The sequence below is a fragment of the Pseudomonas sp. CFBP2511 genome (assembly GCF_030209255.1).
Classification (GTDB): domain Bacteria; phylum Pseudomonadota; class Gammaproteobacteria; order Pseudomonadales; family Pseudomonadaceae; genus Aquipseudomonas; species Aquipseudomonas avellanae.
In genome coordinates this window covers 19,591-45,774 of sequence record NZ_JARVSI010000007.1, presented here as the reverse complement: position 1 = coordinate 45,774, position 26,184 = coordinate 19,591, and the positions used below count along the sequence as shown (strand labels likewise).

Sequence of the window (26,184 nt, the reverse complement as noted above, 5' to 3'; positions counted from 1 at the left end):
CCATTTCGAACCAAGCTTGAGCCATCATTTCGTAGCTCTCCCGGTGCCTGCCGCTCTGTATCGCGCCCCGCGCCTCTCGCCTTGGCGCTCAACTTTGCCAATTGGTATAAGGTCGGCAATTGCAGCGTTCCACTGGCCGTCCGTGATACCAGTGGCGGTGAGGATATCTGCTTTGGCGTGCCAGCCGTCGCGCACGCGCAGGAACTCGAGAATCGCTGTGGCGGGCGTCGCGCCATTGACAGGAGCAGGCCAGCTCTCGAAATTAAGTGATGGTTGAAACGTCACAGCGTTGGAGGTGCGACGGGCTCGCATGCTACGAGTCGAGGCGCGTGCCGTAGCGTCGCCGTGCAGGCCTTGTGCAACTTCTTCTTCGTTTCGCTGCCGGTTCAACTCTGAAAGCCGCCGCAACACTTCGATACGCGCAGTCTCCGAGATGGTGAAGCGGATGCGGTCGTTCTCCGGTAGATATTGCACTTCGTGAAAGCCGTGATTGAGGTCGAGATCGGCCCAGCCGTATGCACGAGCCACAGCGAGATCGGTCTCGGTATGAAGCTCGCGACAAGTTGCGAAATCTGAATCTTGCTCGGTCGAATCGTGGAAGCGGTTGTACAGGTCGGTCAGGCCGAGGCCATGCGATATGCAGAGCTTCCGTCGATGGGCTTCATATCGGGTACCAATCTCCTCAAGCTGTCGCTCTGTCAAATCACAAAGAGGGAGCGTTTCAAATGCGTCACTGGGTGCATAGTTGAGCCGAGTCTCAAGCGAGGAAGAGTTTTTGCGAGCCCAAACATCATTGATGGACGACGCCAATAGGGCAAATGCGCCCATCGACTCAGTCGCGAAGACAGCTAAGCGATGCGCGAAGATCCAGTCCGCCGGAAGGGATGCGACACCAAGATATTTGGAAACCAGCGAGCACGCCAGTACGCGCTTCTGTCTATGCTGGGACGGCATCCAGTCTTTGGGGTGCTGCTCGAAGTGATGACCTCGTCCGATCGCGTGGTACAGACCAGGTCGCTTGTCGCCATACTGCCACCAGCGTTCCGGAAGCGGCTTTCTCAGAACGAACTTACCATTCTCGTCTCGCCGCTGACGCTCTGGTTTGACATGTTCAGTTACCCACTCCCAAGGTTGCTTGTAACTACGAGCCCTCTCTTCAGACCAGTCCCAAAAACTAATTACCCATCGACTTGGCCGTTGTTCTGAGTCTGAGTTCAAATCTTCACCGTTCAGATAAGGAAAGATCACCTCCGAGTTCTTGGGGTCGGCATCAAGCATTCGCTGTGCTTCTTCAGGTGAAAGCACGAAGCCCTTTCCGAGCACATAGGAACCGATGAAAGCAATGTTCTTTGCCGCCTTTAGCGCTTTCGGGCTCCACTCCTCTCGATCAGAAAGGTATGCCGACACAAATGTGGCAGGACGCCCGCCCAACGAGCATTCGCCACGCCACTCGCCTTTGTGGACGTGGATGCGACTGGTGATGACTGCTGCTTTTCCAGGCCATGGCTCGTTCGGATACGCAGCATGGATGACAGCACCTGCCTTCACCATCACCTCAAGGCCGACCTGCCGCGTGTCACCTTCGGCAATAGTGTTGACCGCAAGGAGTCCGAAGCCTCCTTCATTGCGGATGAGGCTCCATGCGCGCAAAAAGAAGTACGCAACGAGGTCGGCAGAACCGCGCCTCCCCTCGGCGATGTGTGAGACCAGCCAATCACGGAATGCAGTTCCTGTGATTCCGCTAATACGTTTTCCTCCCAAGAAGGGGGGGTTGCCAACAATGGCATCGAAGCCGCCGCGTTCGTGCGTGAATACCTCCGGAAACTCTAACGGCCAATGGAAAGGCCGACGCGCAGATTTGTCAGCGGGAAGATCGGTTGTGAGCGCGGCGATTGATCTCCGGCGCATAGAGGCGAGTACGTCCCGGTCACCGTCAATGGCCTGTCCTGCCTGAACAGATAACGACACCATTGCACCTTCAAATGCTGTTCCATTTCCTCCTGACGTAAATACCTCTCCGATCAGCACGTCGGCGATGCTTTCCGGCACTTCGAGTCTGCGACGTGCATCACCATCCAGATTTGCCATGGCTTCCACGTCACGAATGTCACGGATCGGCATCTCGCGTAACTGTAGCCGGAGCTCTATAGCCTCGCGCACAGCTCGCTCAATATTTTGGCCGAACAGACTTTGCTGCCGCTTACCCTTGGGGCGCATGGCAAGCTCAATGAGCTGCTCCAGTTTGTGGATGCCGAGCAGGCTATCCCCACAACGCAAATTGTGATCAAGGAAGCCAAAGGGACGGCCCTTGGACAACGTCACCAGCCAGATAGAAAGTTTGGCTAGTTCGACTGCCAGTGGGTTTAAATCGACGCCGTATAGGCAACGCTCGGCGATGAGTCGGCGCGCAATGACAGTGCGTGCTTCGCTGTCGCGAGGCAGAGGTTCTTTGGTTGCTGCCGCGTCCAGAGCGTCACCATCCACGCTCACTGTTTTGCCCAAAGCCTCGGCCTGTGACCACGCTTCGAGGAGGCGATCAGACAGCCAACGGCAGGCTTGCACCAGGAAGGCACCCGAGCCCATGGCTGGGTCACAGATTTTGAGGTCGAGTAGTTCTGCGGGGGATTTGAGCACCCATTGATCGCGCGGCGTTCCTTCTGCCGGGCCGACATAGGTCAGCGGCGTGAGCGTTTCGGCGACGATAGCTTCGGTCAACGATTTTGGGGTGTAGTGGGTACCGGTTTCACGCCGGCCGGAACCGCTGGTGACGATGAAAGAGCCAGCCGGATACACCAGCGGATAGCCCCATGGATCGGTGCGCAGCAGATGGGTATAGGGTTTGACGCGATCTCGGAGCTTGGTGTCGCCCTGACAAGCAGTCAGCAGGCGGTCGGCCAAGGTGTCTTCGACGGGTTTTTCCAGATCATTACGCACCCGGCTAGCAGAGCTACCAGAGCGTTCTTGCAGCAACTCGGCGATTCGAGACGCACCATCCAAGCGAGCCGAATCCAGTTCGGCCAGCTTTACCCACGGGATCTTGGCATTCTTGGTGGCATCCAGTTCCAGCGTGACTTCATTGATGCGTTTGACGGTCCGTTCGAGCAGGCCTTCATACACGTAGCCGATCTGTTCGACGTCCAGCGCGCGATAAGACAGCGTGCGGCCTTGGAATTGCTGGATGGCTTCCAGCAACAGCAATACGGTGCGGTTGTCGATGGGCAGTGGCTTGGCTGCATCAATGCGCCAGTTGGAGGCCTTGGCTCTGCCTTCGAGGAAGGGGAAACGGTCCGGATCGAACAACGAACCGCCCAACGCAGGTAGCCTGAGGTTTTCATGTTCAATGCCGCCAAACACTGCGCGGAAGATCGCCAGCAAGCGAGACCAGGCATCCCAGCGGCGTTCAAGGATCTCCTCAGACTCTTTGCGCAACTGCATGCGCAAGGTGGAAAGAGCGTAGTTGGCCTCATAGCGTTCATCGCCCATTAGGAGCAAACCACGCTCTTCAGCTGAGAGCAGGAACACCAGACGCATCATCACCGTCAGCGCAGCTTCATACAAGTCGGGCTCCGTGATGTCGTATAGGAGCTCTCGGTTGCGGTCTTGGTCGGCTTTGTCGAGGGTCTGTATCAACACTTCGACGGCGCGGCGTACTTGCTCGCCGAGGGCGTCCGTAACTTCGTCCTGGAACTTCAGGGAGCGATCGAACAGTGCGGGCAGTTGCTCGGATTCGTCGACAAAAAAACGACGAATGCCGAGCAGGTGCACGAAAGCCTGCAGAGTGATGGGCTCTTGGCTCCAGATGCGGGCATACCAACTCGCAAAGGTGGTAACAGCACCCACCGGGGCATCCACGAGCATCCAGCGCTCGCCGTTGGTCACCAGCCCGAGGCGACACCCCAGTGAACGGCACAACCGCACCATGCGATCGGCAGGTGTCGCGGCCCAGCTATCTTGTTTCAGGGTTGCATCTAGGTCGACATCCTGCATATAGGTCTGGATAAGCAGCAGTGGCTTGTTGGCGCGTTGCTCATCGATCACTGCAAAGTCGGGCGACAGGGTCACACCGTGCTCGGGCAATCTGGCTTGTAGATTGGCGGCGCACCAGTCCGAGCGCTTGAGAACGTCGCCTTTGTCGTCTTCATCGAACTCAAGGCCTCGCGATAGCACCTCGTCGATCCAAGCCACGTGCAAATCTGCGAATTGCGTGTCTTCCAGCTCCAGCGCTTCGCGCCATTCCTCGTAGGCCTGGCGTAGACGCTTGCGTTTGCTCCCATCAAGTTCCTCCAGTCCTAGAGTAAAGGCTTCCTTCAGAACGGGAACAGCGAGGAAAGGGCCGGAAATCTCGATTAGCGACAGCCAATCATAATGTACGCTGGGAGCACTCATACGGCACCTCCCTGAACGGCCGATGCAGGCACAAGAAAGATAACGGCGACTGGAAAGGTGCGGTCGTTGAGTTTGGCGTAACGGGTTTCGATAGCCTCGGCTTCCTGTTGGCGCTCGGCTGGAATGCGGGCAAGACGCGCTTCCAGGGCGGCGGTATCGCGCCTGAGCTGTGTTCGTTCGTCTTCCGAGAACAGGGAGAGCTGTGCCGGTTGCTGGTCTTTTTTCAGCTCCAACTGAATGGCTTTTTCAAGCTCGTCTAGCACGGTGCCAATGTCGGCCACTTCCTGCTGTTTGCGGGATTGAAGTGTATTTGTCAGGAACTTGAGCCGGTCTTTAGACCTGGCATCGACTGAATGGAGGATTGCACTTTGCGCACGATCGAAACGCATGCGGAGGGCATTGAACAGAGAATCTGCGGCCATCAGCGGCTTGGCCTGATCCAGCCATTGCTGGACCTTGGTGACGCCTTCTTCTCGGCGGAAGGATTTATCTCCGAGATATCCCCCGGCCACCGTCAGCTCTTCATGGAGGCGATGATGGTTGCCGCCAGTAACAACTAGCCGTGAGATGACGACCACGGTAGGGGCGTCGATCAGAGCGTCAGGCACCGAACGCACCGTGACGCGATGCAGCTTTTTCACATCGTCTTGTGCCCAGACCTCGGCACGCAGCAATCGCAGGCACATCTGCACCAGTCTGTGGTTGAGGTGAACCAGCACCACGTCGTCACGCCCGGTGGCGACGGCATGGTCGAATGTGATAGGTCGAATTTGCAGCGTGTGGGGGTGACGCAGCCCTTCGAGGCAGCGCGCCCACGAGCCCGACAGCGCGGGCATCTTGAATACGGTGCCAGCCGGGGCGTCAGACAAGGCAAAAGGTTCTAGCGGGGGGCGGCCTGCCAACACAAGGCCCGTCTTGACCGCGATGAGGATGTGTTCTGGCGTGAGGTGGAAGTCTTGCTGCGTAGTCAGGAGCCGTTCGTGCAGCTTAGCGACCCGCTCTTTCAGGTCGCGCTCAGCGCGCACGAAGTGCCTAGCCTTGGCGATTTTGGCTTCAGCCAAGCGGGTATCGAGGTCTTTGAGTGAACCTTCAATCAGCCCGGACATTTGCGGCGCGATGACAGGGTTGACGCTACCCATGTCCGACCGCATAGATTCTAGCTTGCGTAGTGCCCGGATGATGTCTTCGCCGTGACCGCCAATGGTTTCTTTGCCCTGTTCTCCGCCATCGACGGGGTGCCAAATCAATACGTCCTTCTGACGCTGACCGTGCCGGTCGATACGGCCATTACGCTGTTCCATCACATTGGGGTTGTAAGGAATCTCCAGATGGATGAGGCAGTTACAGTAGTTCTGCAAGTCGATACCTTCAGAAGCGGCATCGGTGGCCAGCAGGATGCGCACCGCTGAATCTTTGGGCGAAGTCTGGAAGGCCGCTTTGACCCTCTCGCGTTCATCCTGCGGCATGCCGCCATGAAGGACGGCCAGTCTATCGCCACCGAAACCGTGGCTGGCGAGGATCTCGTGCATCCACTGATGGGTGGTGCGGTATTCGGTGAACAAGATCACCCGGCGCTCATTCCACTGACCGTCGAGTTTGAGATTGGTAGTGAGCCAATCAAGGACCGCTTTGGCTTTGGCGTCGACCTGATTCTTGGCTGTCTGAGCCCACGACCGCAGCTCGTGCAGCATTTGTTGCTGCTCCGCCGTCAGTGGTTGCGCGCATCGTGAGGCCTCTTCGACGGCCTCGGACTGGGCGCTCTCGACCTCCTGGTCATTGGCATAGTCTTCTTCGACTCGCAGAATGGCTTTGCGCAAAATGCGGTCGGCCATTGCATCCTTGTCCTTGCGTTGGCTGCCATTGGCCAGGGTAGCAATGTGCTTCTCAAGGGTGGATGCGAACGCTGCGGGTGAAGAAAAGAGCCGCTTCTTGAGCAACTGGTTGACGAACGACGTGCCGAACCCGTTGCCGACTTTCTCTGCGTCCAGCTCGCGGCTGGCGCAGTAGTCGTTCAGCTTTTGGTGAATGGCGCGCTCTTGTGGGGAGTACAAGGCCAGCAGAGCTTGCAGCTTACGCTGGGCATAGAGCGGCTTGCCTTCGGCATCGACCAAATCGCTTTTGAGGCGGCGGATCATCACCTGACTCAACTGCTTTTCATCCGGCAGAATGTTTCGGGCGAAACGCTGGTCGTCCAGCAGTTCCAGCAGCGATGTGAAGGATTCGGTGTAGCCGTTGTGGGGGGTAGCTGTCAGAAACAGGCGATGCTGAAAATGCGGACTGATGGAACGGATGAAGCGTGTGCGCTGGCTCTCCAGCGCGTAGTTCGCACTGGCAGCCGGGGCGATGTTGTGTGCCTCATCGACGACCAGCATGTCGAACTTGCGCGGGTAGCTGGTGTGTGCGGGCAGGACGTCGCGCATGGTGCGCAGTCCTTCGCCGCTCTTGACCCAGTCCATGGACGCGATCAGGCGTGGATGGGAAGTCCAGGGATTGGCATGGATGCCGCGATCGCGGCGCAACTGCTTGATGTAGGCCGTGTCGACAACCCGGAAATCAAGGCCGAACTTTTCGAGCATCTCGAAACGCCACTTTTCTTGCAGCGATGCGGGGCAGATGATCAGGACGGTGCGAGCACGGTGCCGTAGCAGCATCTCTTGGATGACGAGACCGGCCTCAATGGTCTTGCCCAAGCCGACGTCATCGGCGATGAGAAGATTGACGCGGGCCATGTCGATGGCACGTACCAGCGGGTCAAGCTGGAAATCCTCAATGCTGACGCCGCTGCGGAACGGTGCTTGCAGAAAACCTCGGTCGGCATTGGTGGCAGCACCCCAGCGAACAGCATCAAGAAAAGCGTCGAGGGTGTTGGAGTCATCCTGGCCAGTAATTGACGGCAGACCTGCATGCTCAATGATTTGCGCGCCGGGCTCAATCTCCCAGATGACCTCAAGCTCCTCACCTAGGCCATCCTCGTCGATGGATGAGAGGGTCACCGCATTCTGTTGCGCAGAGGTTGATGTCAGCGTGGATGAGGCGACTTCGGCAACGACCCATTGGCGTCGCCTGACCTCGACCAACTGCCCAGACTCTGGGCGCGCGCGATAGGCCTGGCTATTCTGTGCGTTCGAAATTTCCATGCGGTCTACCGTCTTCTTGTTCTGCGGGTTCTATGCGCCCCAGCAAATGGCCGGGGCAGCATTAATCGGGTCATGGTTGTGGCGCAATCGCGGCAAGATGAGAATTGATGCTGCGCGCGATCGCGCGACCAAGGTCCACAGGAACGGCATTGCCGATCAGGCGCCCCAGTACCTTGAAGCTCACCTCACCGCCATCGGGAATGAACGCGTAGTCACGCGGGAAGCTCTGAATAATTGCCGCTTCCCTCAAGGTGATCGCGCGATCCTGTTCAGGATGCCCAAACCTGCCATTGCCGAACCCATAGCACTGCGTGGTCATGGTGGGGGCAGGCTTGTCCCACTCCATGCGGCCATAGACGCCTGGGTAGGTCCTGCCGCTTTCTGCGCGATGGCAGTCAGCGACGAGATGCTCCGGCCAGTCGCGCCAAGTGCCGCCTGGCTTCGATACCTTGATGCGTTTGAGATTCTTCTCTGACAATGTAGATGAAACGTGCAGCTTGTCTCTCGGCGCCGCTTCACCAGCGCTCAGTGCGCGCAGGCGACCAATCACCTGCCTCACGGTTTTGGGCTTATCAATCGTGCGTTCGATCATCCTGATATCGCCATGCCTTGATGCCAGCAGCACCATACGGCGGCGAGTTTGTGGCACGCCGTATAGCGAGCTGTCGACGACATCGGACCAGACGTTGTAACCAAGTCGCTTGAGCGCGTCGACGAAGTCGTGAAACACCTCGTGCTTGGCAACGGCTGGGACGTTCTCCATCGTGATGACATCTGGCCGAGTGCCCTTTGCCAAGCGAGCGAACTCGTACAAGAGCCCCCATTTGCCGTCCTTTCCATCCAGCTCGTAGCGTTGTGCATAGGTGGAAAAAGGCTGGCAAGGAGCACACCCTGCAAGGATCTTCAAATCGGCATCGCCGAAAAGTTGATTCAACTCGGCGGTGGTAACTTTGCTAATATCTCGCTCTACAAATTTGGCGCTGTTGTTAGCCTCATAAGGAAAACGGCAGGCGGGGTCCATGTCGATGCCCGCAACGACTGGCACGCCTTCGAGCACGAAGCCATGCGTCAGCCCGCCAGCTCCACAGAACAAATCAACGCAAGAAATTTTCGTCATTTCAACAATCCTCTATTCGCTTCGACCGCAGGATGAGGCGGTCGAAACCCATCGATAGCAAGTCAATCATTCTTTGCCTCGACCTTCATTTTCTGCTGCTCCACCAGAGCGCACCCACTCATCGACTTCTTCTGACTTGAACTTCCAAAGTCGCCCGATTCGGTGAGCAGGCATATTCCGTTTACTGATCCAGGCATAAACGGTGTCCTTACTCACGCCGAGGTACTCGGCGATCTCTTCGACCGACAACCAGCGATCTGACATGGCAAGGGTTTCCATCAAATATCTGAAATTGACAATTCTGTAGATGATCTCACGGACGATTCGATCAGAAGGCGAAATTCTCCTGATTAGATCCGGTTTGATATGATCTGGCAAGGTTAGATGCTTGCCGCCTGGGTAGTTCACCGCGGTTGACTGTCCAAGCTGTGTCGTATCCGGAAGCGCCGGTGCTAGCGCGACCATGCCACCAGGCGAAAGCCCGACGATGTAGGCTATCAAGACCACGTCGTCTAGTGAGCTTCTAGACGTTCTAAAATATCGTTTCTGTTGACTGACGATATGAACTCGCATCAATTCGATTTCAGGGGCGTACCAGACGAATCTATCGGCGCTGGAATTAATGCGTCACCTTGGGGTGGGCTATCCGACGGTGTGGAGGATGAAGCACAAGTTGATGCAGGCCATGGCCGAGCGGGAGGCGGGACGAGGCTCGGAGAGCAAGCGCCCTTTCGTGATCGCCGTGGAGACCACGCAGGACGGTCGCCCCCGGCAGGCAGTGATCGCCGCGCCCTCGTTGCAGAGAGGTGGTCCCGCCGCCGAACGACACAGAATGCGAGTCGAGCAGTGCCCTCGCCTTCGCGCCAATGTGGACGCAGAGTTCCTGCGCGGTCGCGGCGATACCCAGCACTTCTACCAATTGCTACTCAGCCTGGTCGCCAAAGGTGCCGCGCGCATCCCGTGCAGCCCTCACGAGTGCCGCTGAAGCATCAGCGCGCTCCTCCGAAATGCGGTTCAGGACCGAGCCCCGTTGCCAGGCCAGATTGTAGTCAGCGAGCGCACCGATCCGCGTCGGCGCCAAGGCCAAACGGTCCTTCCACGCGAGTGTCTTCACCAGCCCTTGCTGGTAGGCGTGGTCGGAGATGAGACTCCAGGACGGCTCCAGGTAGGTGCAGCCAGCTCGGCGCCGACGCCCCGCAAGGTGGTCAGCACCACACCGGCGAAGATGCGATCCCGATGCCTATCGACGCCATCCTCCAGGCCGGCGTAGCCGGCCGGATCGGTGAGCGACACAGAGCAGCTTCAAACAATCAAAAGCGCATCATCACTGGATGCTATGTCGATATATCAAGATGCCGAATCAAGCATGACATGCTTGAATTTCTCTAGGTTTAACTAGGCCTTGAGCAAGCCAGCGCGCCCTGTAAAACCGTGGCGATATCAGACCATATCGAAACGGTCTTGATGGACTTGCTGCTCCCCATAACGCTGGCACCGTGAGCGCCGATATCGAGCGGGCTTTTCCTCATTGGTCGATGGGTCTACAGCTGTTCAAGTCTCGCACACCGAGTAACAGAGGACTACCCGTTGCAAGATGCTAGTTCTTGTCCGTCCACGTTCTAGGCATGAGCCGTTGGCATAACGACATGACAGCCCTTAGTAGGAGCCAATGTCTAGAAGGATGTCCGTAGCGCAGCCGCGTGACGGTTTCCAGCACGTATGCGGAATCGCGGAGATTGCATTTTCAATGTCTTTCCGCAGCCATGTCTATTGAATGGAGCTCACGCCAACAAACGCCACTGAGCGTTCAGGAGTGACCGCCATGTCGCAAGCACCTGTATTGCCACCGCAAGAGCGCCGCATCCTGCGGCTTGATGAAGTCGAAGCGAAGTCCGGGTTCAAACGCGCCCACATCTACAACCTGATGAAGAAGCGCCAGTTCCCGCAAGCGCTGCGCCTGGGCGTGCGTGCGGTGGGCTGGGATTCGGTTGAGATCGACCAATGGATCGCCGAACGCCTCAACAACCGGACCTGATCCGCTCCCCTTCTCGGATTTCCCCATCCTTCAGACGGAGAGCGCCATGCAGGTTGTATCCATCATCTCGACCAAGGGCGGCGTTGGCAAAACGACCACAGCCGCCAACCTCGGCGGGCTCGCCGCGGACGCGGGGCTGCGCGTCCTGCTGCTCGACCTCGACGTGCAGCCAACGCTGTCCTCTTACTACGAATTGGCCCACCGCGCCCCCAGCGGCATCTACGAGTTGTTGGCATTCAACGAGCGCGACTTGGACAGGCTCATTTCGCGCACGATCATCGCGGGCCTCGATCTGGTGCTCTCTAACGACCATCGGGGCGAGTTGAGCACCTTGCTTTTGCATGCACCGGATGGGCGCCTGCGTCTGCGACACCTACTGCCGATGCTGGCGCCGCTCTACGACTTAGTGTTGATCGACACCCAGGGCGCGCGCTCCGTTCTGCTCGAGATGGCGGTGCTTGCCTCCAATCTGGCCCTGTCTCCGGTCACGCCCGAAATACTTGCAGCCCGCGAGCTACGGCGCGGCACCATGCAGTTGCTGGAGGACATCGCGCCGTACCGACACCTCGGCATCGAACCACCGCCGCTGAACCTGCTGATCAACCGCGTCCACACCGTGTCCGCTAACGCGCGGCTGATCCAGCAGGCCTTGCGTGATCTGTTCCAAGACCATGCGGACATCCGCGTGCTTGACACCGACGTACCGGCCATCGAAGCCTATCCGCGTGCCGCGACCCGTGGCCTGCCGGTGCATCGTGTCGAGCATCGCCAGCCACCGGGCAGAGTTGCGCCCTCCGCGCTCGACACCATGAGCGCGCTCGCCAGCGAATTGTTCCCTGAGTGGCAAGACAGATTTGTCCATGTATCCGGCCGTCCATCGCGTCCTCTTGAAACCGGGAGGCCTCATGGCGAACGCACATGAACTGGCCCGTGGCCACAAGCGGCTGCGCGCTCTGATCGAGTTTGCTGTGAGCGAAGGCTGGCACGTCAAGCGCACACCTGGCGGACACCTCAAGTTCACCAAGGCCGGCTGCGCCGCTATCTACACCAGCTCAACAGCAAGCGACCACCGGGCAACCCTCAACGCCCGCGCGCAGATCCGCCGTGCAGAGCGCGAGGCTCACATGGCACGGGCTGCTAACGCCGAGGGACGCGGCCATGGCTGAGATGACGTCCCAGGATATGGCCGGCAAGCTGCTTGCAGCTGGGTTCGAGCGCAGCGGCCCATCGGCCACGGCATTGAGCGACCCAATCGCCGACACCCCGATGGTTGTGACGTTGGACCAGTTGCGGCCTTACGACCACGATCCCCGCAAAAAGCGCAACTCGGCCTACGATGAAATCAAGGCCTCCATACGAGAGCGCGGCCTGGATGCGGCACCAGCCATCACACGCCGTCCTGGCGACACGCACTACATCATCCGCAACGGTGGCAATACAAGGCTAGCGATCCTGCGTGAACTCTGGGCAGAGACGAAGGACGAGCGCTTCTTCCGCATATCGTGCCTGTTCCGGCCCTGGCCTGCGCGCGGAGAAATCGTTGCGCTGACCGGACACCTCGCCGAGAACGAGCTGCGCGGCGGCCTCACGTTCATCGAGCGCGCCTTGGGCGTCGAAAAAGCCCGCGAGTTCTATGAAGAGGAAAGCGGCGCCACACTGAGCCAGTCCGAACTGGCCCGCCGCCTGGTCGCCGACGGCTACCCCGTACAGCAGTCGCACATCAGCCGCATGGCCGATGCGGTGCGTTACCTACTGCCCGCGATTCCGACCGTGCTCTATGGCGGTCTGGGCCGCCACCAGGTCGAGCGACTGTCGGTCATCCGCAAGGCCTGCGAGCGCACCTGGGAGTACTATGCCAAAGGCCGCTCCCTTCAATTGGACTTCGACAACTTCTTTCAAGAGGTGCTGTCGCAGTTCGACACTCAGGCTGACGAATTCGCACCTCAGCGGGTGCAGGACGAGCTGATCGGTCAAATGTCCGAACTGCTGGGCGTCAATTACGACGTGCTGGCCTTGGACCTGACCGAATCCGAGAACCGCTACCGTGTGCTGGTCAGCGACCCGACTCCGCCGTCGGCACCACCTGCGTTGCCTGACCCAGGAGCCATCGCACGGTCGCCCGCCGGACCGGCGCCGTCCACCGATACGCCTTCGCCAACTAAAGCGCGGTCAGCGAGCGGCCCGCTCACGGGCGAGAATGATGCGACCGCTGGCAATGCATCCGCAGGAAGCCCAGCGGCAGCGGCTGGAGAGCTGCTGCAGGAGCATATCGTCTCGCCGGCACCGACGACAGAGCGGCTCCAGTCCATCCAGCGGATGATCGCGGACCAGTTGGGTGATGCGCTACCGCCCGACTTCTCAGCCCGCGTATTGCAGTCGATCCCGGTGCAAGCCGGTGGCCTCTATCCCATCTCCGACGTCTGGTACATCGACCCCGGCCTGGAAGCGCCCGACCGGCTGCGCATCCATATCGCGCAATTCGCGCGCGAGATCGCCGGCGAGGCGGATTTGGACGAGTTCATCGAGGACCGTCCCGACGGCATCGGGTTCGCATGTAGCGCCCAGGCCCCTTTGCCGCGTGGACACGCCGTGCTGGCGCTGCTGGGGTCTCTGTCCGGTCAGCAGCCGACCGATACCAGCCCCTACGGGCAATTCGTCACCGATCTGCCGGCACTGCTACACGGTCAAGGCGATGTCACCAAGCGATTGAGCGATACCGCGCTGGTCAAGTTGTTCCGGTTGCTGCGGCTTGCCCGACGCCTGCTGGATTTGGAAGCCGGTGCCAGGGCTCCCGATTCTTGAACGAGGAAGGCGAGCATGTCTGCACCACACCCCCTCAACCAAGCTGTCATCGCCCAAGCACTCTACGACCTGCGCAATGGGCAATTGCGTCGTTGCAAATCGATGGGATTCGGTGAGGAAGAGCTTGATGCGCTCAAGCACCCAGTGCTGATCAGCGTGCTGGCAAACGCCAGCGTCTCGTGGTGCTCCGTAACGGTCAACCGCGAAGTGCTCCTTCGGCTACTAAAGCAGGCTCAGGACGTGGAGAAGGAAATCGCCACGGTTGATCGCATGCTGAGGTTGGCAGCAAGTACGGAAATGGTGAGCCGCTTCTACGGGCTGACCCATCAGGAGGTCGCCCTTCGCCGCGAAGTCCTTGGTCTGCCCAAGCGCAAGGGGCGCCATGCCGTTTTAGACGAAGCCCAGGACACGGAGTTGTGGCGGCAATGGAAGGCCGTGACCAGCAGCAGAAACGTCGATCTGGAGGACGACACCTCGATTCTCGATGCGGCCATGGACCTGGCAGAAGGCATGTCATTGCCGCTGTCGGTGGTCTGGGCGGCGATCAAGAAATGGATCGACCAAGGATTGGGATGACCCATGGCCGTGGATGAAACAGCACCGCGAACACCACGCCAAGGCCCAGTAGCCCTCGCCGATTTGTTCGATAGTGCGCTGAAAGACCTTGAGCCTAAACCTAGTGTGCCTGCGCCTGCTCCTATCCCTACATGCGGGGACGGTTTCCTTTTCAGCGGTAACCGGCACGAGAGCGTGCCGCGGCGCCTGTTCCTGGATCGTCGGTTGACGCCACTGGAACGTAATGCCTGGCAAGTCTTCCGGCTGATGCTCAACAACGACGGCGTGACGGCGTTCCCCACCTATGAGCAATTGCGCCCCTGGCTGGCATCGATGCCCAACGCAGGAAAGGCTTCGCATGAAACCGTAGCACGTGCCTTGACGCTGTTGCGCCTGACACGCTGGTTGAGCCTCGTGCGCAGGCGCCGCGATCCCAAGACCGGACGCATCCTCGGCAACCTCTATGTGCTGCACGATGAGCCCTTGACCCCATTCGAGGCTATGCAGCTTGACACCGACTATCTGGAGCTGGTCAGCCAGTCACTGGGCCATTCTGCGAAGGCCGTGCAGATGGTGGGGCTCAACACCCTCAAGGAAATCGAGGAAGACCCGCTGCTGTCCGGCCGCACGTTGCCGTCGCGGTTGCAGGTGCTTGCCGAACGCCTTGCCCAACAGGGCATCGCTGCCCCCGAGAGTTATCCACAAGAAGACGCCACCCACGATTCCGAAGAAAGGGTTTCGAACCTTCTTCGGAATGGCGAACAGCATTCTTCGGAATCCGAAGCAGGGCTGGAACCCACGCCGGACGGTGCTCTTCGGAATCCGAAGCAGGACCGTACTGTACGTAGTAAAAGTAATAAAGAAATACGTACTACCGCGCGTGAACATGGGCATGTGCGCGCGATGCCAGGTGTTCGCATGCCTGATCGCTTCCTGAGCCTGAAGGAAGAGCAGCAGGCCGGCGCACTGGTGGCGTTACAGCAGGTCGATGCGCCATTGAGGCAAGCCGTACTGGATGAATGGGCGGATCGCTGTCGAGGCTCGACCATTCGCAATCCCGCAGGGTATTTGTTCGGCATCATCCAGCGCGCTATCCGGGGCGAGTTCAATGCATGGGCCAAGCAAGTCGGGACGGCACCACCGGTACCTGCTGCGTATGATCGGCCACCGGAAGCACCACGTAACGTGGTTCCGACCGAAGTGGCTCTGCAGCACATCGAACGGCTGCGCGAGCTTCTGCGTAAGGCCTGACTTTTCGGGGCCGCAAGGTCATGAAGAAGATGCCCATAGCCGTCAGTAGCGCTATCCCCTGGGGATAGCCGCGCGGAGGTTCAGGACGGCAAACAGGTGTGGGCAGGCATCGGGATGCCATGCACTGGATCATATGTGTGCGATCTGTCCTTGGCGAACAGCGTTCCTTGGCGCGCCATGGAGCTATCCCCTGGGGATAGCTCGTGCCGCTCGCAGCGGCCACAACTTAAACCAGGGCTTGGCCAATTTCGGTTTGTTGACTGACTGCCTTCCGCTGCATGCCGATGCTGACCGCTCCTTTTCCAAAAGCGAACGGACACCATGGCAACCAATGAACCTTTGCAATTGAATCTCGGCTCACTGCGCAGCGCGATGTCGCTGACGCTGCATACCCATCACGCTTCCCGCATCTGGCATGGCCGCGCTGCCGCCGAGGGGCGACCGGGCATCGTAGGCCTGAACGGCTACATCGCCGTGATGAACAAGATGAAACGCGGCTCAGAGCAGGACGACCCGTACAGCGACTGGTGGATGCTACGCATCGAGGAAAAACTCGACCAGACCAAGGCCACGCTGCAATCGCTACGCGAACAGGTGGACCAGGCACTGGCAGACGTCCCCGCCGCGTTGAGCCTGGGCGAAAACCTAAACGTGCAGCCGGTTAAGTTGCCTCTCTTCGTTAACGCCCAGCTCGGCTTTGCCGCAGTCTATCTCCTGGCCGATTACGACGACATCGCCCGCAAGCTGATCCTCGCCCATCACACCGCACTCATCGACCGCAGCACACTGGAGCGCTGGCTCAACGAGGGCGCACATGCGCTGCGTAGCCTTTTCAGCCTGGCACAGCAATACCGTTACTCGGGCTGCACCCGCGATGATTTCGCGGCGAAGAATGCGGCGGCGCGGGTCGCGATGGACAAGTTTGGCGAGCTGCCGCAGGACGTACTCGAAGGCACGCGACGTTCGAAGTTTTCGCCGCCCATCGCGCGCCAGGGTCTGCAACAGCGCAGTGTGATTTCTGCCGCAGCCGTCCTCCCTGGCGAAGAGGCCAACACCGACGGGGACCAGTCGGCATGAGCGATCAGGATCAGGACCGGCCCACCCTCTACTTCCAAAGTCTGCAACAGACGGCCTTCATGAGGCTGGAACACGCAGCCTCTCTAAAAGGCCTTTTAAAGCCTTTTAAAGGTAAGGGGACATTGGACACATGGGCCAGCCAGTGCTTTGCCATGCGCGACGAGTTGATGGCCCTGGCGCAGCGGCAGGTGCTGCCACAGGCGTGTGGGCATCCCTTCCACCTGCTGTCCATTGAGCTGGCCCAGCAGTCCACTGGCGCAGGCACGGCCTTTCTGCGCTGGCGCAGGCACGACAGGTCGGCCATGGGCGTAGCGCTGTGGCAGGAACTGATCGCCAGCACCAACACGCCGGTCAACCTGCTGGCCGATCTGCACGCGATCGAGCTTCAGCGCATCACGTTGAACATGCAGATCAGCGTGCTTCACACCCTGGGCAGGCAGGCGCAGGAATGCGCAAGCAAGGCCGGCGAAGCGGATGCCGTCTATCTGCACCGGCTCACATCCCTCCCCGCTGCAGTGCGCAATCAGTGATTGCGCCGGGCATCCCCACACGCGCCCGGGGCCGATGAGGCACGAGTATTTCAACCACCACGGAGATTGCATCATGAGCACGCATTTTTGGGGCGAAGGCAACGTCGGCTCGCCACCCGAGTACCGCGAATTTCCCAACGGAAACGATGAACCGCGCCGGCTGCTGCGCCTGAACGTTTACTTCGACAACCCCATTCCAAGAAAAGATGGCGAGTTCGAGGATCGCGGAGGCTTCTGGGCGCCCGTCGAACTCTGGCACCGCGATGCCGAGCACTGGAAGGATCTTTACCAGAAAGGCATGCGCGTGCTCGTCATCGGCCGCATGGAGCGTGAACCGTGGACGGACAACGAGGATCAGCCACGCGAGACCTGGCAGATCAACGCACGCAGCGTCGGCATCCTGCCCTACCGCATCGAATCCGTGGCCCTCAGTCCGAAACCGCAGGATGCAGAGCCGAAGCCCCAAGCCGCCCAGGAATCGACTCCGCCGAAAGACGCGAAGCGCAGGAAGTGAACCAGCATGGAGGGCGGCGGTGCAGTTTTTCGCCGCCTTCCATTCACCCCCAAGCTATCCCCAGGGGATAGCTCCATCGAAGTCCACCGACTTCCACGCGCTCTCGCCAATCGCAGCTTCCGGCCGGCACATCTGCACCCACGCTCGATCCCCACCCAAGCCATTCCATCCCGTGAAAGTGGTCGCCACCGCATGCGGCTTGTTTGCTGCTGCTCTTGGTAGCGCTCGGCATCCTCGATTCCAGCAACTCAATGAACCACGGAAATCGGGTGGACGGACATGCGGCTGTTCTTGTGCGAGAAGCCTTCCCAGGGCAAAGACATTGGCCGGATTCTCGGCGCCACGCAACGCGGTGAAGGCTGCCTCAACGGTTCCGGCGTCACCGTCACCTGGTGCATCGGCCATCTCGTAGAGGCGGCGGCACCCGAAGCCTACGACGAACAGCTAAAGCGCTGGTCCATCGAGCAGTTGCCCATCATTCCCCAGCGTTGGCAGGTCGAGGTCAAACCGAAAACCGCCACGCAATTCAAGGTCGTCAAGGCGCTACTGGCGAAGGCAACACAGCTTGTCATCGCCACCGATGCCGACCGCGAAGGCGAACTGATCGCCCGCGAGATCATTGACCTGTGCGGCTACCGCGGCCCCATCGAGCGGCTGTGGTTGTCGGCACTCAACGATGCGTCCATTCGCGCCGCGCTAGGCAAACTCCGGCCATCGGCCGAGACGCTGCCGATGTACTACTCGGCACTAGCGCGCTCGCGTGCGGACTGGCTTGTGGGCATGAACCTCAGTCGGTTGTTCACGGTGCTGGGTCGGCAAGCCGGCTACGACGGAGTGCTGTCGGTCGGTCGCGTCCAGACCCCGACGCTCAAGCTGGTCGTGGACCGCGACCGCGAGATCGCGGCCTTCGTGTCCGTGCCGTACTGGGCCATCGACGTGTACCTGACCACAAGCGGCCAAGCCTTCACCGCGCAGTGGGTTTCGCCCGACACCTGCACCGACGACTCGGGCCGCTGCCTGCAGCAGCCGGTGGCACAGCAGGCGGCGCAGCAGATCCGCGCCACCGGCAGTGCCCAGGTTGTCTCGGTCGAAACCGAGCGCGTGCGTGAAGGCCCGCCGCTGCCGTTCGACCTGGGCACCTTGCAGGAGTTGTGTTCCAAGCAGCTTGGGCTGGATGTGCAGGAAACCTTGGACATCGCTCAGGCCCTGTACGAAACGCACAAGGCCACGACCTATCCGCGTTCGGATTCCGGCTACCTGCCGGAGAGCATGTTTGCCGAAGTCCCCATAGTCCTCGACAGCCTGCTCAAGACCGATTTCTCGCTGCGCCCGATCATTGACCAACTCGACCGCACACAACGCTCACGCGCTTGGAACGACGCGAAGGTGTCCGCGCACCACGGCATCATCCCGACGCTCGAACCGGCGAACCTCTCGGCCATGAGCGAGAAGGAACTGGCGGTGTACAAGCTCATCCGGGCGCACTACCTCGCGCAGTTCCTTCCTCACCACGAGTTCGATCGCACAGTGGCGAACCTCTCTTGCGGCCAGCAGACGCTGACGGCCACAGGAAAGCAGGTGGTCGTCAAGGGCTGGCGCCTGGTGTTGGCCGAACCGCAACCCGAGGAGGATAGCGACACCGCGGCGCGCAGCCAGGTGCTGCCCGCGCTACGCGAGGGCGTGTCATGCCAGGTAGCAGATGTCGATCTGAAGGCGCTCAAGACACAGCCATCTCGACCCTACACGCAGGGCGAATTGGTCAAGTCCATGAAAGGCGTCGCCAAGCTGGTCTCGGATCCGCGCTTGAAACAGAAGCTCAAGGATACGGTCGGCATCGGCACCGAAGCGACACGGGCTAACATCATCAGCGGCCTGATCGCACGCGGCTATCTCATGAAGAAGGGGCGTGCGATTCGCGCCTCGGATGCGGCATTCACCCTCATCGACGCCGTGCCCGCAGCGATTGCCGACCCCGGGACCACCGCCGTATGGGAACAAGCGCTAGACATGATCGAAGCGGGACAACTCACGCTGGACGTGTTCATCGGCAAGCAGGCCGCATGGATTTCGCAGTTGATCACGCAGTACGCCAGCGCGTCCCTGTCAATCAAGGTTCCCCATGGGCCGGCTTGCCCGCAGTGCGGCGCACCCACGCACCAGCGCAGTGGCAAGAGCGGCCCGTTCTGGTCGTGCAGTCGCTATCCAGACTGCAAAGGCACGCTGCCGGTCGAGTCCGGCACGTCCAAGCGCGTAGCCTCACGCTCGCGCCGTGGCTGCCGAAAAGACTCCTGATCGACCCCGCCCCCCCGTGAGCCGTGCTCGCCTTCGGCGGCGCGACTCGTGTCCCGCACGCCCTGCTGGACGCCCAGCGCACAACACCTTCTTGATCCGTGTGCGCGTCCCGCTCAGCCGTCCCCGGCCGCGGGACCTGAAGGTGACTTCTCCACGAATGGCGTCACTTGCATTCTGCTGATCTGCTTTTCTTCCGCCTATCGCGAAGGGTCCCCCGATGGCTTGCTCGCCCGCGCAAGCCATCGGGAGACCCCTTTCGGTCGGCGGTATTCAGTGCCGGTGCCCGCCGGCGCAAAAACGGGCTCCTTTTGTGCGCGGATGTGCGCCAGACGATGCCGGCCCCAGCCACGACATGGGCCGGGTGTGCTTGCTGACAGCAGACGGTTCTTCCGACGACCGGGACTGCCAATCAGCCCACGGGTGGCTTCTTCTTTCCTCCCGAGCCGAAGGCCCTGCGGCCTTCGGTGCCTTTCTCCTGCCCATCAACGTCCCGGCCCGGCCATTGGCCTGGGTCATACGAACAGGAGAGCTGATATGCACCCTCAACCTTGCGCGCCGCTGCTTTACGGCAGCGTGTGCAGCGGCATCGAGGCCGTGAGCCTCGCGTGGCAACCGCTCGGCCTCGAAGCCGCGTGGTTCGCCGAGATCGAACCGTTCCCGAGCGCCGTGCTCGCCCACCACTACCCGCACGTGCCCAACCTGGGCGACATGACCACGATCGCCCGCCAGGTTCACGCCGGCGCCGTGCCGGCCCCCGACATCCTGGTCGGCGGCACGCCATGCCAGTCGTTCAGCGTGGCCGGCGCGCGCCGGGGACTGGATGACCCACGCGGAGCCTTGACCCTTGCCTATGTGGAGTTAGCCAATGCCATCGACCAAGCCCGTCACCAAAATGACCGCTCGCCGGCCACCCTTGTCTGGGAAAACGTCCCGGGCGTCCTCAGCGACCGCAGCAACGCCTTCGGGAATTTCCTGGGCGCATTGGCCGGAGAAAGCCGTGCGCTCCAACCGCCAGGGGAAAAATGGGCGCACGCAGGTTACGTGTCTGGCCCTAGGCGCCGCATCGCCTGGCGCGTGCTCGACGCTCAATATTTCGGCGTCGCCCAACGCCGCAAGCGTGTGTTTCTTGTGGCAAGTGGTGGAGATGGTTTCGATCCCGCCGAAGTACTTTTTGAGCGCACGGGCCTGCGCGGGGATTCTTCTGCGGGCAGCGCGCCGTGGCAAGAAGCTGCCCGTGCTGCTGGACCAAGCGCTGAAGCAGCAGGCGGATACGCAGGACTGAAACCGTCCTACGGTGAGGTCAAGACGACGTTCGGATTCAGTGGAGGCATCGGCCCTGTCGATGTGGCCGCATGCCTAATGGCGGCTGGCCCCAAGCATGACATCCGCACGGAGACGTTCATGGTGCAGTCGGTCGCCGGCAGCATCACCCACACCCTCGACACCGCCAACGGCGGCAAGGGCAGCAGCGAGGACGGTACGGGCAAAGGTGTGCCGATCATCGCTTTCACCGCCCAGGGCAGCGGCGCTGATGCCACGATGGATCTGACGCCGACGCTGCGTGCAGGCGGGCATCGCAGCAGCCATGCGAACGCAGGTGTCGTGCCTGCTATCGCCTTCGCGCAGAACCACCGCTGCGAGGTGCGCTTCGAGTCGGGCCACGGACAGGTGGCTTGCACCGTGCTGTCCAACGGCAAGCCGGGGTATGGCGTGCCAATGATCGCCTGCGTTGCCCTGCATGATCGTCAGAACGGTCTGGCTGCTGAACTGGGCAGCGGGGCCAATGGGCATGTGCTGGCGCCTGACCACGAGGCGCATTTCCGCTATGACTGGAATGACCCCATTCCAAGGGGCTGGTCGCAGTGGCGGGTACGGCGGTTGATGCCCGTGGAATGCGAACGTCTGCAAGGCATGCCCGACGACTACACGCTGGTTCCGTATCGCGGTAAGCCGGCTGCGGACGCGCCGCGCTACAAGGCAATCGGCAACTCCATGGCCATGCCGTGCGTCGCCTGGCTAGGCCAGCGGCTGGTGCAGTGCTTGCACAAGATGGGATCAATCGCTTCGGATTGATGCACGACGCCGCCAACGGGCCGCGCCATTCTCGTTCCTGTATTGCCGACATGTCGGCAGCCGCCAGGGTGTCGAGGCTGCCGTGGGTTGCACCCATGCCACCCGCCAGTTCGCATCTGCATCCGCATCCCTCCGGCGATCCAGCATCACGCACCGTCCTGACAGCCCCGCACGTGTTGCGGGGCTTTCTTTTTTTCCACTTTCGCCAATCGGGGCTGTGCCGGGTTCCGATTCTCGGCTGACGTGGCTCGCCTCGCACATGAAGCTGCCCGCATGTGTCGCTGATCCGTCAGCACCATGCCAGCAGCCAGGGTTTCCAGGCTGCCGCGGAGTTTCTCCGCGCTACCCGCCAGTCCGCCATCGCATCGAGTCTGCGGACGCGCGTCCTCGTGATGCCGGTGCTTTTTTTAACCGCTAGCGGGAGCTGCCATCCCGTTAGGGACAGGGCCCCGCTTTTCCTAGGAGCCTATCCATGTCCCAGCAAGCCTCTTTCAGCCAATTGGCTTTGATCTATTGCGGCAAGTTACTGCCGCTCGAAGTCCTGCAGAGCGCCGCAGGCCACTACATCGGCACACGCAATAGCGAGGGACCCGTTTCGCGGGAATCTCGCGAGTACTTCCGCAGCTACGCCGCGGCTCAACGTGTCCTCGAAAGTGGCGGCTGGTCCCAGCTGGCCAATCCCTGATCCAACTAGAGGAGCCACATCATGAACCCACATCTGCCTCTGGAAATCGTCGGTCAGATCATGCAGGAAGTGCAGCATTTCGCTGATGCGCCCCAAGCCTTCTTCGAGGCGTGGAAGCGTGGCGTCGAGATCGCTGGCGCCGAGTGGTTCGGCGAGGGCACCCCTGAAGGCCTGAACCAGGCCAAGAGCAAATGGGATTTGCGTCCCAACGTGCTGCGGATCAACGACGCCCTCGGCGTCCTGAGCAGCGGGGAACGCATGTTCCTGTCCGCCATGGTCAGCTTCTACAACGCGCGCGATGGCGGTGCCATGCTCAAGCGCTGCCAGTTCCACGGGCTGTCGGATTTCGACGGTCTCGACCTGGAACGCCGCAAGATCATCGCCGATCTGCTGGTGAACTACAGCGGCTGGTGAGCATCTCTCCGGCATACCACTACTTTCTCGTCCCCCCAATGAGGAACATGCGCCCGCAAGGCCCTGTTCCTCATATTTTTTTCCCCATCACCCAGCGCCACTAGCCTTGGGCTATTAGCAGGATATTGACTGTCTTGATCTGCTGCTTGGGTCAGACGCTACAGTGGAACTTGCAGGGCTGGCCCCGCCGCGCTAAAACCGTGGCCGAAGGAGCACAGCTCACACGCTTGGAGACAGCCACATGGCCAGCACCACCGAAATCGCTGCCCTGTTGGCTGCGACCGACGCGCAGGGCCGCGTCGATCCGCTGGCCTACGAAGCGCAGCGCCTAATCCTGCAGCATCAAGGTCTGGGTAGCGTAGATGCGGCCGCACTGGTGCGCGCCCTGCCGGCCTCGCCGGGTTTTACCGCCTTCGACCGCACCACGCTCTTTTCCGCCATCGACCAGCGCCTGGATACGCCGCAGGAACGGCAGCGTTTCGCCGACGCGCTGGACCAGGCCAACCTCAGCGACGGATGGCTCGAACGGCTGGGCGAGCAGGCGGCCGAGGTCGGCGGCCAGGCCTATGACAGTACCCGCACCGCAGTGCGCTGGGCCGATACCCAGGTCAGTGACGGCTTGGCCGCCGCGCAACGCAGCACCCGCGACACTGCGGCCGCTCCTGGCGTGTTGCCCGGCCTGCGCGCCGAAGCGCAGGCCGGCAACAATCTGGTCGGCAATGTGCAGCAAGGCTATGGCTTCGTCACTGGCGGGGCGGGACATGCCGTGTCCACGCTCGGCGATACCGTCGACCTGGTGCGCATGGGCACGCGCTTGGTCACCGACCCGAACTATCGCGATGTGGTGGTCGGCATGGTCCGTATTTATGCGGCCGAGGTCGTCGCCGACCCGCACAAGCCGATCGACCAGGCCCGCAGCGCCGCCACCCAGGCGCTGCAGCAGTGGCAGCAGGGGCTGGCGCAGGCGCAACGCGAAGGCCGCGAGCACGAATATGTCGGCAGCGCAGCCGGCGCGGCTGGGGTGGAGATCCTGGCCACGTTGGTCCCGGCCAGTAAACTGGGCAAGCTCGGCAAGGCCGCGCGAATCATGGAGGACATCGCCCCGCGCGCAGCCGGCGAAGCCAGCGAGGGTCTGGCCGATGCCGCCCGTGCCGAGCGCGTCGGCACCGGCGCGCGCGACGCGGGCGAACTCGCACCCGAGCGGGGCGCGGCATTGCCCGGCCGCGCCGGCGCCTACGCCGAAGCGCTGGAAGAAGTCGGCCAGGCCGCGCAGCGCGGCGGTGCGGCGGGCGAAGGCGCGCAGCAATTGCTGCGCGGGCTGGTCGGCCAGGCGCGCCAGGACGGCCACCTGGACGACTTGGTCCGCGCCGCCCGCGCCACTGATAATGTCGAAGGCCTGCTACGCAGCGGCGAACTGGCACCGCGCGAACTCACCGCCATCCTCAAGCGCAACCAGGATGTCTTCGATGGCAGGATCGACTTCCCGACTGCGCTAGACCACAGCACGCAGGGCGTGGACCTGACCCGGCTCACCACGCGCCAGCTCGGCGACATCGGCGAAGCCATCCAGACCCACGAACTGGTAAAGCAAGGCTATAGCGACATCGTCGCGATCAAAAACCGCTCCGGCCACGGCATCGACCTGGTCGGCCGCAACCCCGACGGTGATCTGGAGTTCTTCGAGATCAAGACCTCGGCCAAGGGGATCGCGCCGGCGCAACATGGGGATCCGGAAGAATTCGTGGCCAAGCGAATTGACCTGGCGATCCGTGCGGAAAAGCACTGGGATCCGAAAAACACGATTCCCGGATTGAATGACATAGCCGATGGCATAAGAAGAGAGATCGGCCCCGAGGCCGAGAACATCAACGTCACGTGGGTGCGGCTCAATCTGAGTCGCAGCCCAGACTCGCCGCACCTGCAGATCGAACGCAAGGTTGACCCATGGGTCAAGCCCACAGCACCGAAACAGACCATGCTGACCCCTGGCGATGCCGGCCACCCGGACCATGCGGTGTTCGACAAGATGCTACGCACGGTGCAGCGCGACGGCCGCTGGAACGAGGGGCAGAGCCACAACATTGCCGCAAGCCTGCTGCAGGAGTATAAAGCCGACGCGCTGTGCAAGACCCTGGATTCGGTGCGCATTGGCGGCAGCGCCGATGCGCCACGCGTTTTCGCGGTCAGTTCGCCGCACGGCGAGAAAGGCCCGGATTTCCATGTCCACGTCGAAGCGGAGCATGCCGCACAGCGCCCGGTGTCCGAGAGCTTCGCTCAGGTCCAGCAGCTCAATCAGCAACAGGCGCTGGCCCAGGAAACAGAACAGCAGAACCAAGCCCAGCGCGGCCCGAGGATGAGTTAATGGCGGCAGGCAAGAGCGACAAACAGTTGCCAGTATGGCATCCCTCGCTGAAGAAGCTATTCAAGTCCTGTGACAGATGGATTGAGTGGGCGCTCACCACGGATCGCAGGCCGACGAAATATCTGGAACGCATCGAAGGGTGCCTGGCGCAAACTGGTATCCTGAAAGGCGAGGTCTGGCTGGATTTAGGCCAAGCCGGTCACACCTACGCCATGCAAACCTGCGCCCTCAGCGGCCAGGGCCGACTGGACGAACTCGCCCAGCCGCTGCGCTGGGCAGTGGCAATGCGCTCCATCGCATTTCGTTTCGAAGCCGCCGTAACCCTGGCCTGGACCACCGAGCGGCAACCGTTGCTGTCGTTCGGGACAAGCATGAAAGTGGCAGCGACCGCGATGCTCTCGCAATGGGACGCCACCGAGGCCGGCGCCCGCTTCCTGATCCAGGTCGCGCACAAGGACCAGGCCCTGAAGCCGGACGAGTGGCGTCGCGAGGGTTGGGGCAAAGGCACCAACGACGCCTTCCTGATTTTCCTGTTCGCGCAGGCCTTCGGCATCCCCACCCATTACCAACCGGTGCATCCGCTGATCCCCGAGTATCAGGCGGTGCTCGACCAGTGGCGCAGCACCGACGCAGCGGTGTTCCAGACCGCGATGCAGGCCGCGGCCGACTGGCATATCACCCGCAGCAAAGACAGTACCGAGCGCAATACCTATGAGTTCGATGAAAGCTTCAATGGCGTTTACCCCGCCGAATTGCTTGCCGTGCAGGCCCTGCGCCAGCGCGACGGCCTGCCACATTTCGATACTGGCCATCTGCTGATCGACACGCCGTGGGCCATCCTGAGCAAGCTGCCCGAGTGCCCGCCGCATCCGCTCGCTATGGCGGTGGAAGAGCGGGTGCGCCGGGACTATCCGGATTACAACTGAAGCGAATACCCCAGACACAATGGGGCGA

At 61.1% G+C, this 26,184-nt stretch carries 20 protein-coding genes and 1 pseudogene; 16 read left to right on the top strand and 5 right to left on the bottom strand.

Annotated features, from left to right (window positions below):
• Positions 1-24 precede the first annotated feature (24 nt).
• The 4 genes from QRN38_RS06530 to QRN38_RS28190 all read right to left on the bottom strand — a co-directional run bounded on the left by QRN38_RS06530 (position 25) and on the right by QRN38_RS28190 (position 9,141).
• A complete protein-coding gene (locus QRN38_RS06530; protein ID WP_057419148.1) occupies positions 25-4,386 on the bottom strand; it encodes an Eco57I restriction-modification methylase domain-containing protein in 4,362 nt (1,453 codons plus the stop codon).
• The gene (gene drmD / locus QRN38_RS06525) at positions 4,383-7,523 is read right to left on the bottom strand and encodes a DISARM system SNF2-like helicase DrmD (RefSeq protein WP_122223099.1); all 3,141 of its coding nucleotides are present in this window, start codon (positions 7,521-7,523) and stop codon (positions 4,383-4,385) included. The genes QRN38_RS06530 and drmD overlap by 4 nt, the downstream gene beginning before the upstream one ends.
• A 70-nt stretch (positions 7,524-7,593) precedes the next feature.
• Positions 7,594-8,640 carry a DNA cytosine methyltransferase gene (locus QRN38_RS06520; RefSeq protein WP_015471943.1) on the bottom strand — a complete coding sequence of 349 codons (1,047 nt, stop codon included), beginning with the start codon at positions 8,638-8,640 and terminating at the stop codon, positions 7,594-7,596.
• Between the two features lie 66 nt (positions 8,641-8,706).
• Positions 8,707-9,141, bottom strand: coding sequence for a helix-turn-helix domain-containing protein (locus tag QRN38_RS28190; protein WP_425510625.1), 435 nt, complete (start codon positions 9,139-9,141; stop codon positions 8,707-8,709).
• A 160-nt stretch (positions 9,142-9,301) separates the two neighbouring features.
• Between QRN38_RS28190 and QRN38_RS28185 the strand changes: the two genes are divergently transcribed.
• Complete coding sequence (locus QRN38_RS28185; RefSeq protein WP_040150284.1) at positions 9,302-9,625, top strand: hypothetical protein; 324 nt, start codon at positions 9,302-9,304, stop codon at positions 9,623-9,625.
• Positions 9,626-9,807: 182 nt separating this feature from the next.
• Here the strand turns inward: QRN38_RS28185 and QRN38_RS28180 are convergent.
• Positions 9,808-9,924: pseudogene (locus tag QRN38_RS28180) on the bottom strand (TrbI/VirB10 family protein); the annotation flags it as partial.
• Positions 9,925-10,462: 538 nt separating this feature from the next.
• Between QRN38_RS28180 and QRN38_RS06505 the strand changes: the two are divergent.
• The 15 genes from QRN38_RS06505 (at position 10,463) to QRN38_RS06435 (ending at position 26,156) form a co-directional block, all read left to right on the top strand.
• On the top strand, positions 10,463-10,675 hold the full coding sequence (locus tag QRN38_RS06505) for an AlpA family transcriptional regulator (protein ID WP_015471948.1): 213 nt from the start codon (positions 10,463-10,465) through the stop codon (positions 10,673-10,675).
• Positions 10,676-10,721: 46 nt separating this feature from the next.
• Entirely contained in the window at positions 10,722-11,597 is an 876-nt protein-coding gene (locus tag QRN38_RS06500; RefSeq protein WP_046833632.1) for a ParA family protein, read from the top strand.
• Positions 11,581-11,841, top strand: a complete 261-nt coding sequence (locus QRN38_RS06495; RefSeq protein ID WP_015471950.1) for a hypothetical protein — start codon at positions 11,581-11,583, stop codon at positions 11,839-11,841. The genes QRN38_RS06500 and QRN38_RS06495 overlap by 17 nt, the downstream gene beginning before the upstream one ends.
• A complete protein-coding gene (locus QRN38_RS06490; protein ID WP_046833633.1) occupies positions 11,834-13,477 on the top strand; it encodes a ParB family protein in 1,644 nt (547 codons plus the stop codon). The genes QRN38_RS06495 and QRN38_RS06490 overlap by 8 nt, the downstream gene beginning before the upstream one ends.
• A 15-nt stretch (positions 13,478-13,492) precedes the next feature.
• Positions 13,493-14,053, top strand: coding sequence for a DUF2857 domain-containing protein (locus tag QRN38_RS06485; protein WP_011269741.1), 561 nt, complete (start codon positions 13,493-13,495; stop codon positions 14,051-14,053).
• Between the two features lie 3 nt (positions 14,054-14,056).
• Positions 14,057-15,283 (top strand): STY4528 family pathogenicity island replication protein, encoded by a 1,227-nt coding sequence (locus QRN38_RS06480; RefSeq protein ID WP_012438472.1) that lies wholly within the window; start codon positions 14,057-14,059, stop codon positions 15,281-15,283.
• Between the two features lie 321 nt (positions 15,284-15,604).
• Positions 15,605-16,360 carry a PFL_4669 family integrating conjugative element protein gene (locus QRN38_RS06475; protein WP_011269739.1) on the top strand — a complete coding sequence of 252 codons (756 nt, stop codon included), beginning with the start codon at positions 15,605-15,607 and terminating at the stop codon, positions 16,358-16,360.
• Complete coding sequence (locus QRN38_RS06470; protein ID WP_011269738.1) at positions 16,357-16,890, top strand: DUF3158 family protein; 534 nt, start codon at positions 16,357-16,359, stop codon at positions 16,888-16,890. Before QRN38_RS06475 ends, QRN38_RS06470 begins: the two co-directional genes overlap by 4 nt.
• A 73-nt stretch (positions 16,891-16,963) precedes the next feature.
• Positions 16,964-17,404, top strand: coding sequence for a single-stranded DNA-binding protein (locus QRN38_RS06465; protein ID WP_012438474.1), 441 nt, complete (start codon positions 16,964-16,966; stop codon positions 17,402-17,404).
• Positions 17,405-17,683: 279 nt separating this feature from the next.
• Positions 17,684-19,696: a DNA topoisomerase III gene (locus tag QRN38_RS06460; protein WP_122223095.1), complete on the top strand. Its 2,013-nt coding sequence runs from the start codon at positions 17,684-17,686 to the stop codon at positions 19,694-19,696.
• Positions 19,697-20,230: 534 nt separating this feature from the next.
• Entirely contained in the window at positions 20,231-21,769 is a 1,539-nt protein-coding gene (locus tag QRN38_RS06455; protein ID WP_042825894.1) for a DNA cytosine methyltransferase, read from the top strand.
• A 472-nt stretch (positions 21,770-22,241) separates the two neighbouring features.
• Positions 22,242-22,454, top strand: a complete 213-nt coding sequence (locus QRN38_RS06450) for a hypothetical protein (protein ID WP_015471956.1) — start codon at positions 22,242-22,244, stop codon at positions 22,452-22,454.
• 21 nt (positions 22,455-22,475) lie between these two features.
• Positions 22,476-22,868 carry a hypothetical protein gene (locus QRN38_RS06445; RefSeq protein WP_057417699.1) on the top strand — a complete coding sequence of 131 codons (393 nt, stop codon included), beginning with the start codon at positions 22,476-22,478 and terminating at the stop codon, positions 22,866-22,868.
• A 241-nt stretch (positions 22,869-23,109) separates the two neighbouring features.
• Positions 23,110-25,230: an XVIPCD domain-containing protein gene (locus QRN38_RS06440; protein ID WP_057417700.1), complete on the top strand. Its 2,121-nt coding sequence runs from the start codon at positions 23,110-23,112 to the stop codon at positions 25,228-25,230.
• Positions 25,230-26,156, top strand: a complete 927-nt coding sequence (locus QRN38_RS06435; protein WP_011269731.1) for a hypothetical protein — start codon at positions 25,230-25,232, stop codon at positions 26,154-26,156. The genes QRN38_RS06440 and QRN38_RS06435 overlap by 1 nt, the downstream gene beginning before the upstream one ends.
• Positions 26,157-26,184: the final 28 nt, after the last annotated feature.

What these genes read in the sequence shown, in the direction of transcription:
- QRN38_RS06485 (WP_011269741.1), top strand. Translation starts at nt 13,493, where the DNA reads ATGTCTGCACCACACCCCCTCAACCAAGCTGTCATCGCCCAAGCACTC.
- QRN38_RS06490 (WP_046833633.1), top strand. Translation starts at nt 11,834, where the DNA reads ATGGCTGAGATGACGTCCCAGGATATGGCCGGCAAGCTGCTTGCAGCT.
- QRN38_RS06520 (WP_015471943.1), bottom strand. Translation starts at nt 8,640, where the DNA reads ATGACGAAAATTTCTTGCGTTGATTTGTTCTGTGGAGCTGGCGGGCTG.
- QRN38_RS06500 (WP_046833632.1), top strand. Translation starts at nt 10,722, where the DNA reads ATGCAGGTTGTATCCATCATCTCGACCAAGGGCGGCGTTGGCAAAACG.
- QRN38_RS06505 (WP_015471948.1), top strand. Translation starts at nt 10,463, where the DNA reads ATGTCGCAAGCACCTGTATTGCCACCGCAAGAGCGCCGCATCCTGCGG.
- QRN38_RS06495 (WP_015471950.1), top strand. Translation starts at nt 11,581, where the DNA reads ATGGCGAACGCACATGAACTGGCCCGTGGCCACAAGCGGCTGCGCGCT.
- QRN38_RS06470 (WP_011269738.1), top strand. Translation starts at nt 16,357, where the DNA reads ATGAGCGATCAGGATCAGGACCGGCCCACCCTCTACTTCCAAAGTCTG.
- drmD (WP_122223099.1), bottom strand. Translation starts at nt 7,523, where the DNA reads ATGGAAATTTCGAACGCACAGAATAGCCAGGCCTATCGCGCGCGCCCA.
- QRN38_RS06480 (WP_012438472.1), top strand. Translation starts at nt 14,057, where the DNA reads ATGGCCGTGGATGAAACAGCACCGCGAACACCACGCCAAGGCCCAGTA.
- QRN38_RS28185 (WP_040150284.1), top strand. Translation starts at nt 9,302, where the DNA reads ATGAAGCACAAGTTGATGCAGGCCATGGCCGAGCGGGAGGCGGGACGA.
- QRN38_RS06475 (WP_011269739.1), top strand. Translation starts at nt 15,605, where the DNA reads ATGGCAACCAATGAACCTTTGCAATTGAATCTCGGCTCACTGCGCAGC.
- QRN38_RS06460 (WP_122223095.1), top strand. Translation starts at nt 17,684, where the DNA reads ATGCGGCTGTTCTTGTGCGAGAAGCCTTCCCAGGGCAAAGACATTGGC.
- QRN38_RS06530 (WP_057419148.1), bottom strand. Translation starts at nt 4,386, where the DNA reads ATGAGTGCTCCCAGCGTACATTATGATTGGCTGTCGCTAATCGAGATT.
- QRN38_RS06440 (WP_057417700.1), top strand. Translation starts at nt 23,110, where the DNA reads ATGGCCAGCACCACCGAAATCGCTGCCCTGTTGGCTGCGACCGACGCG.
- QRN38_RS06450 (WP_015471956.1), top strand. Translation starts at nt 22,242, where the DNA reads ATGTCCCAGCAAGCCTCTTTCAGCCAATTGGCTTTGATCTATTGCGGC.
- QRN38_RS06445 (WP_057417699.1), top strand. Translation starts at nt 22,476, where the DNA reads ATGAACCCACATCTGCCTCTGGAAATCGTCGGTCAGATCATGCAGGAA.
- QRN38_RS06455 (WP_042825894.1), top strand. Translation starts at nt 20,231, where the DNA reads ATGCACCCTCAACCTTGCGCGCCGCTGCTTTACGGCAGCGTGTGCAGC.
- QRN38_RS06465 (WP_012438474.1), top strand. Translation starts at nt 16,964, where the DNA reads ATGAGCACGCATTTTTGGGGCGAAGGCAACGTCGGCTCGCCACCCGAG.
- QRN38_RS06435 (WP_011269731.1), top strand. Translation starts at nt 25,230, where the DNA reads ATGGCGGCAGGCAAGAGCGACAAACAGTTGCCAGTATGGCATCCCTCG.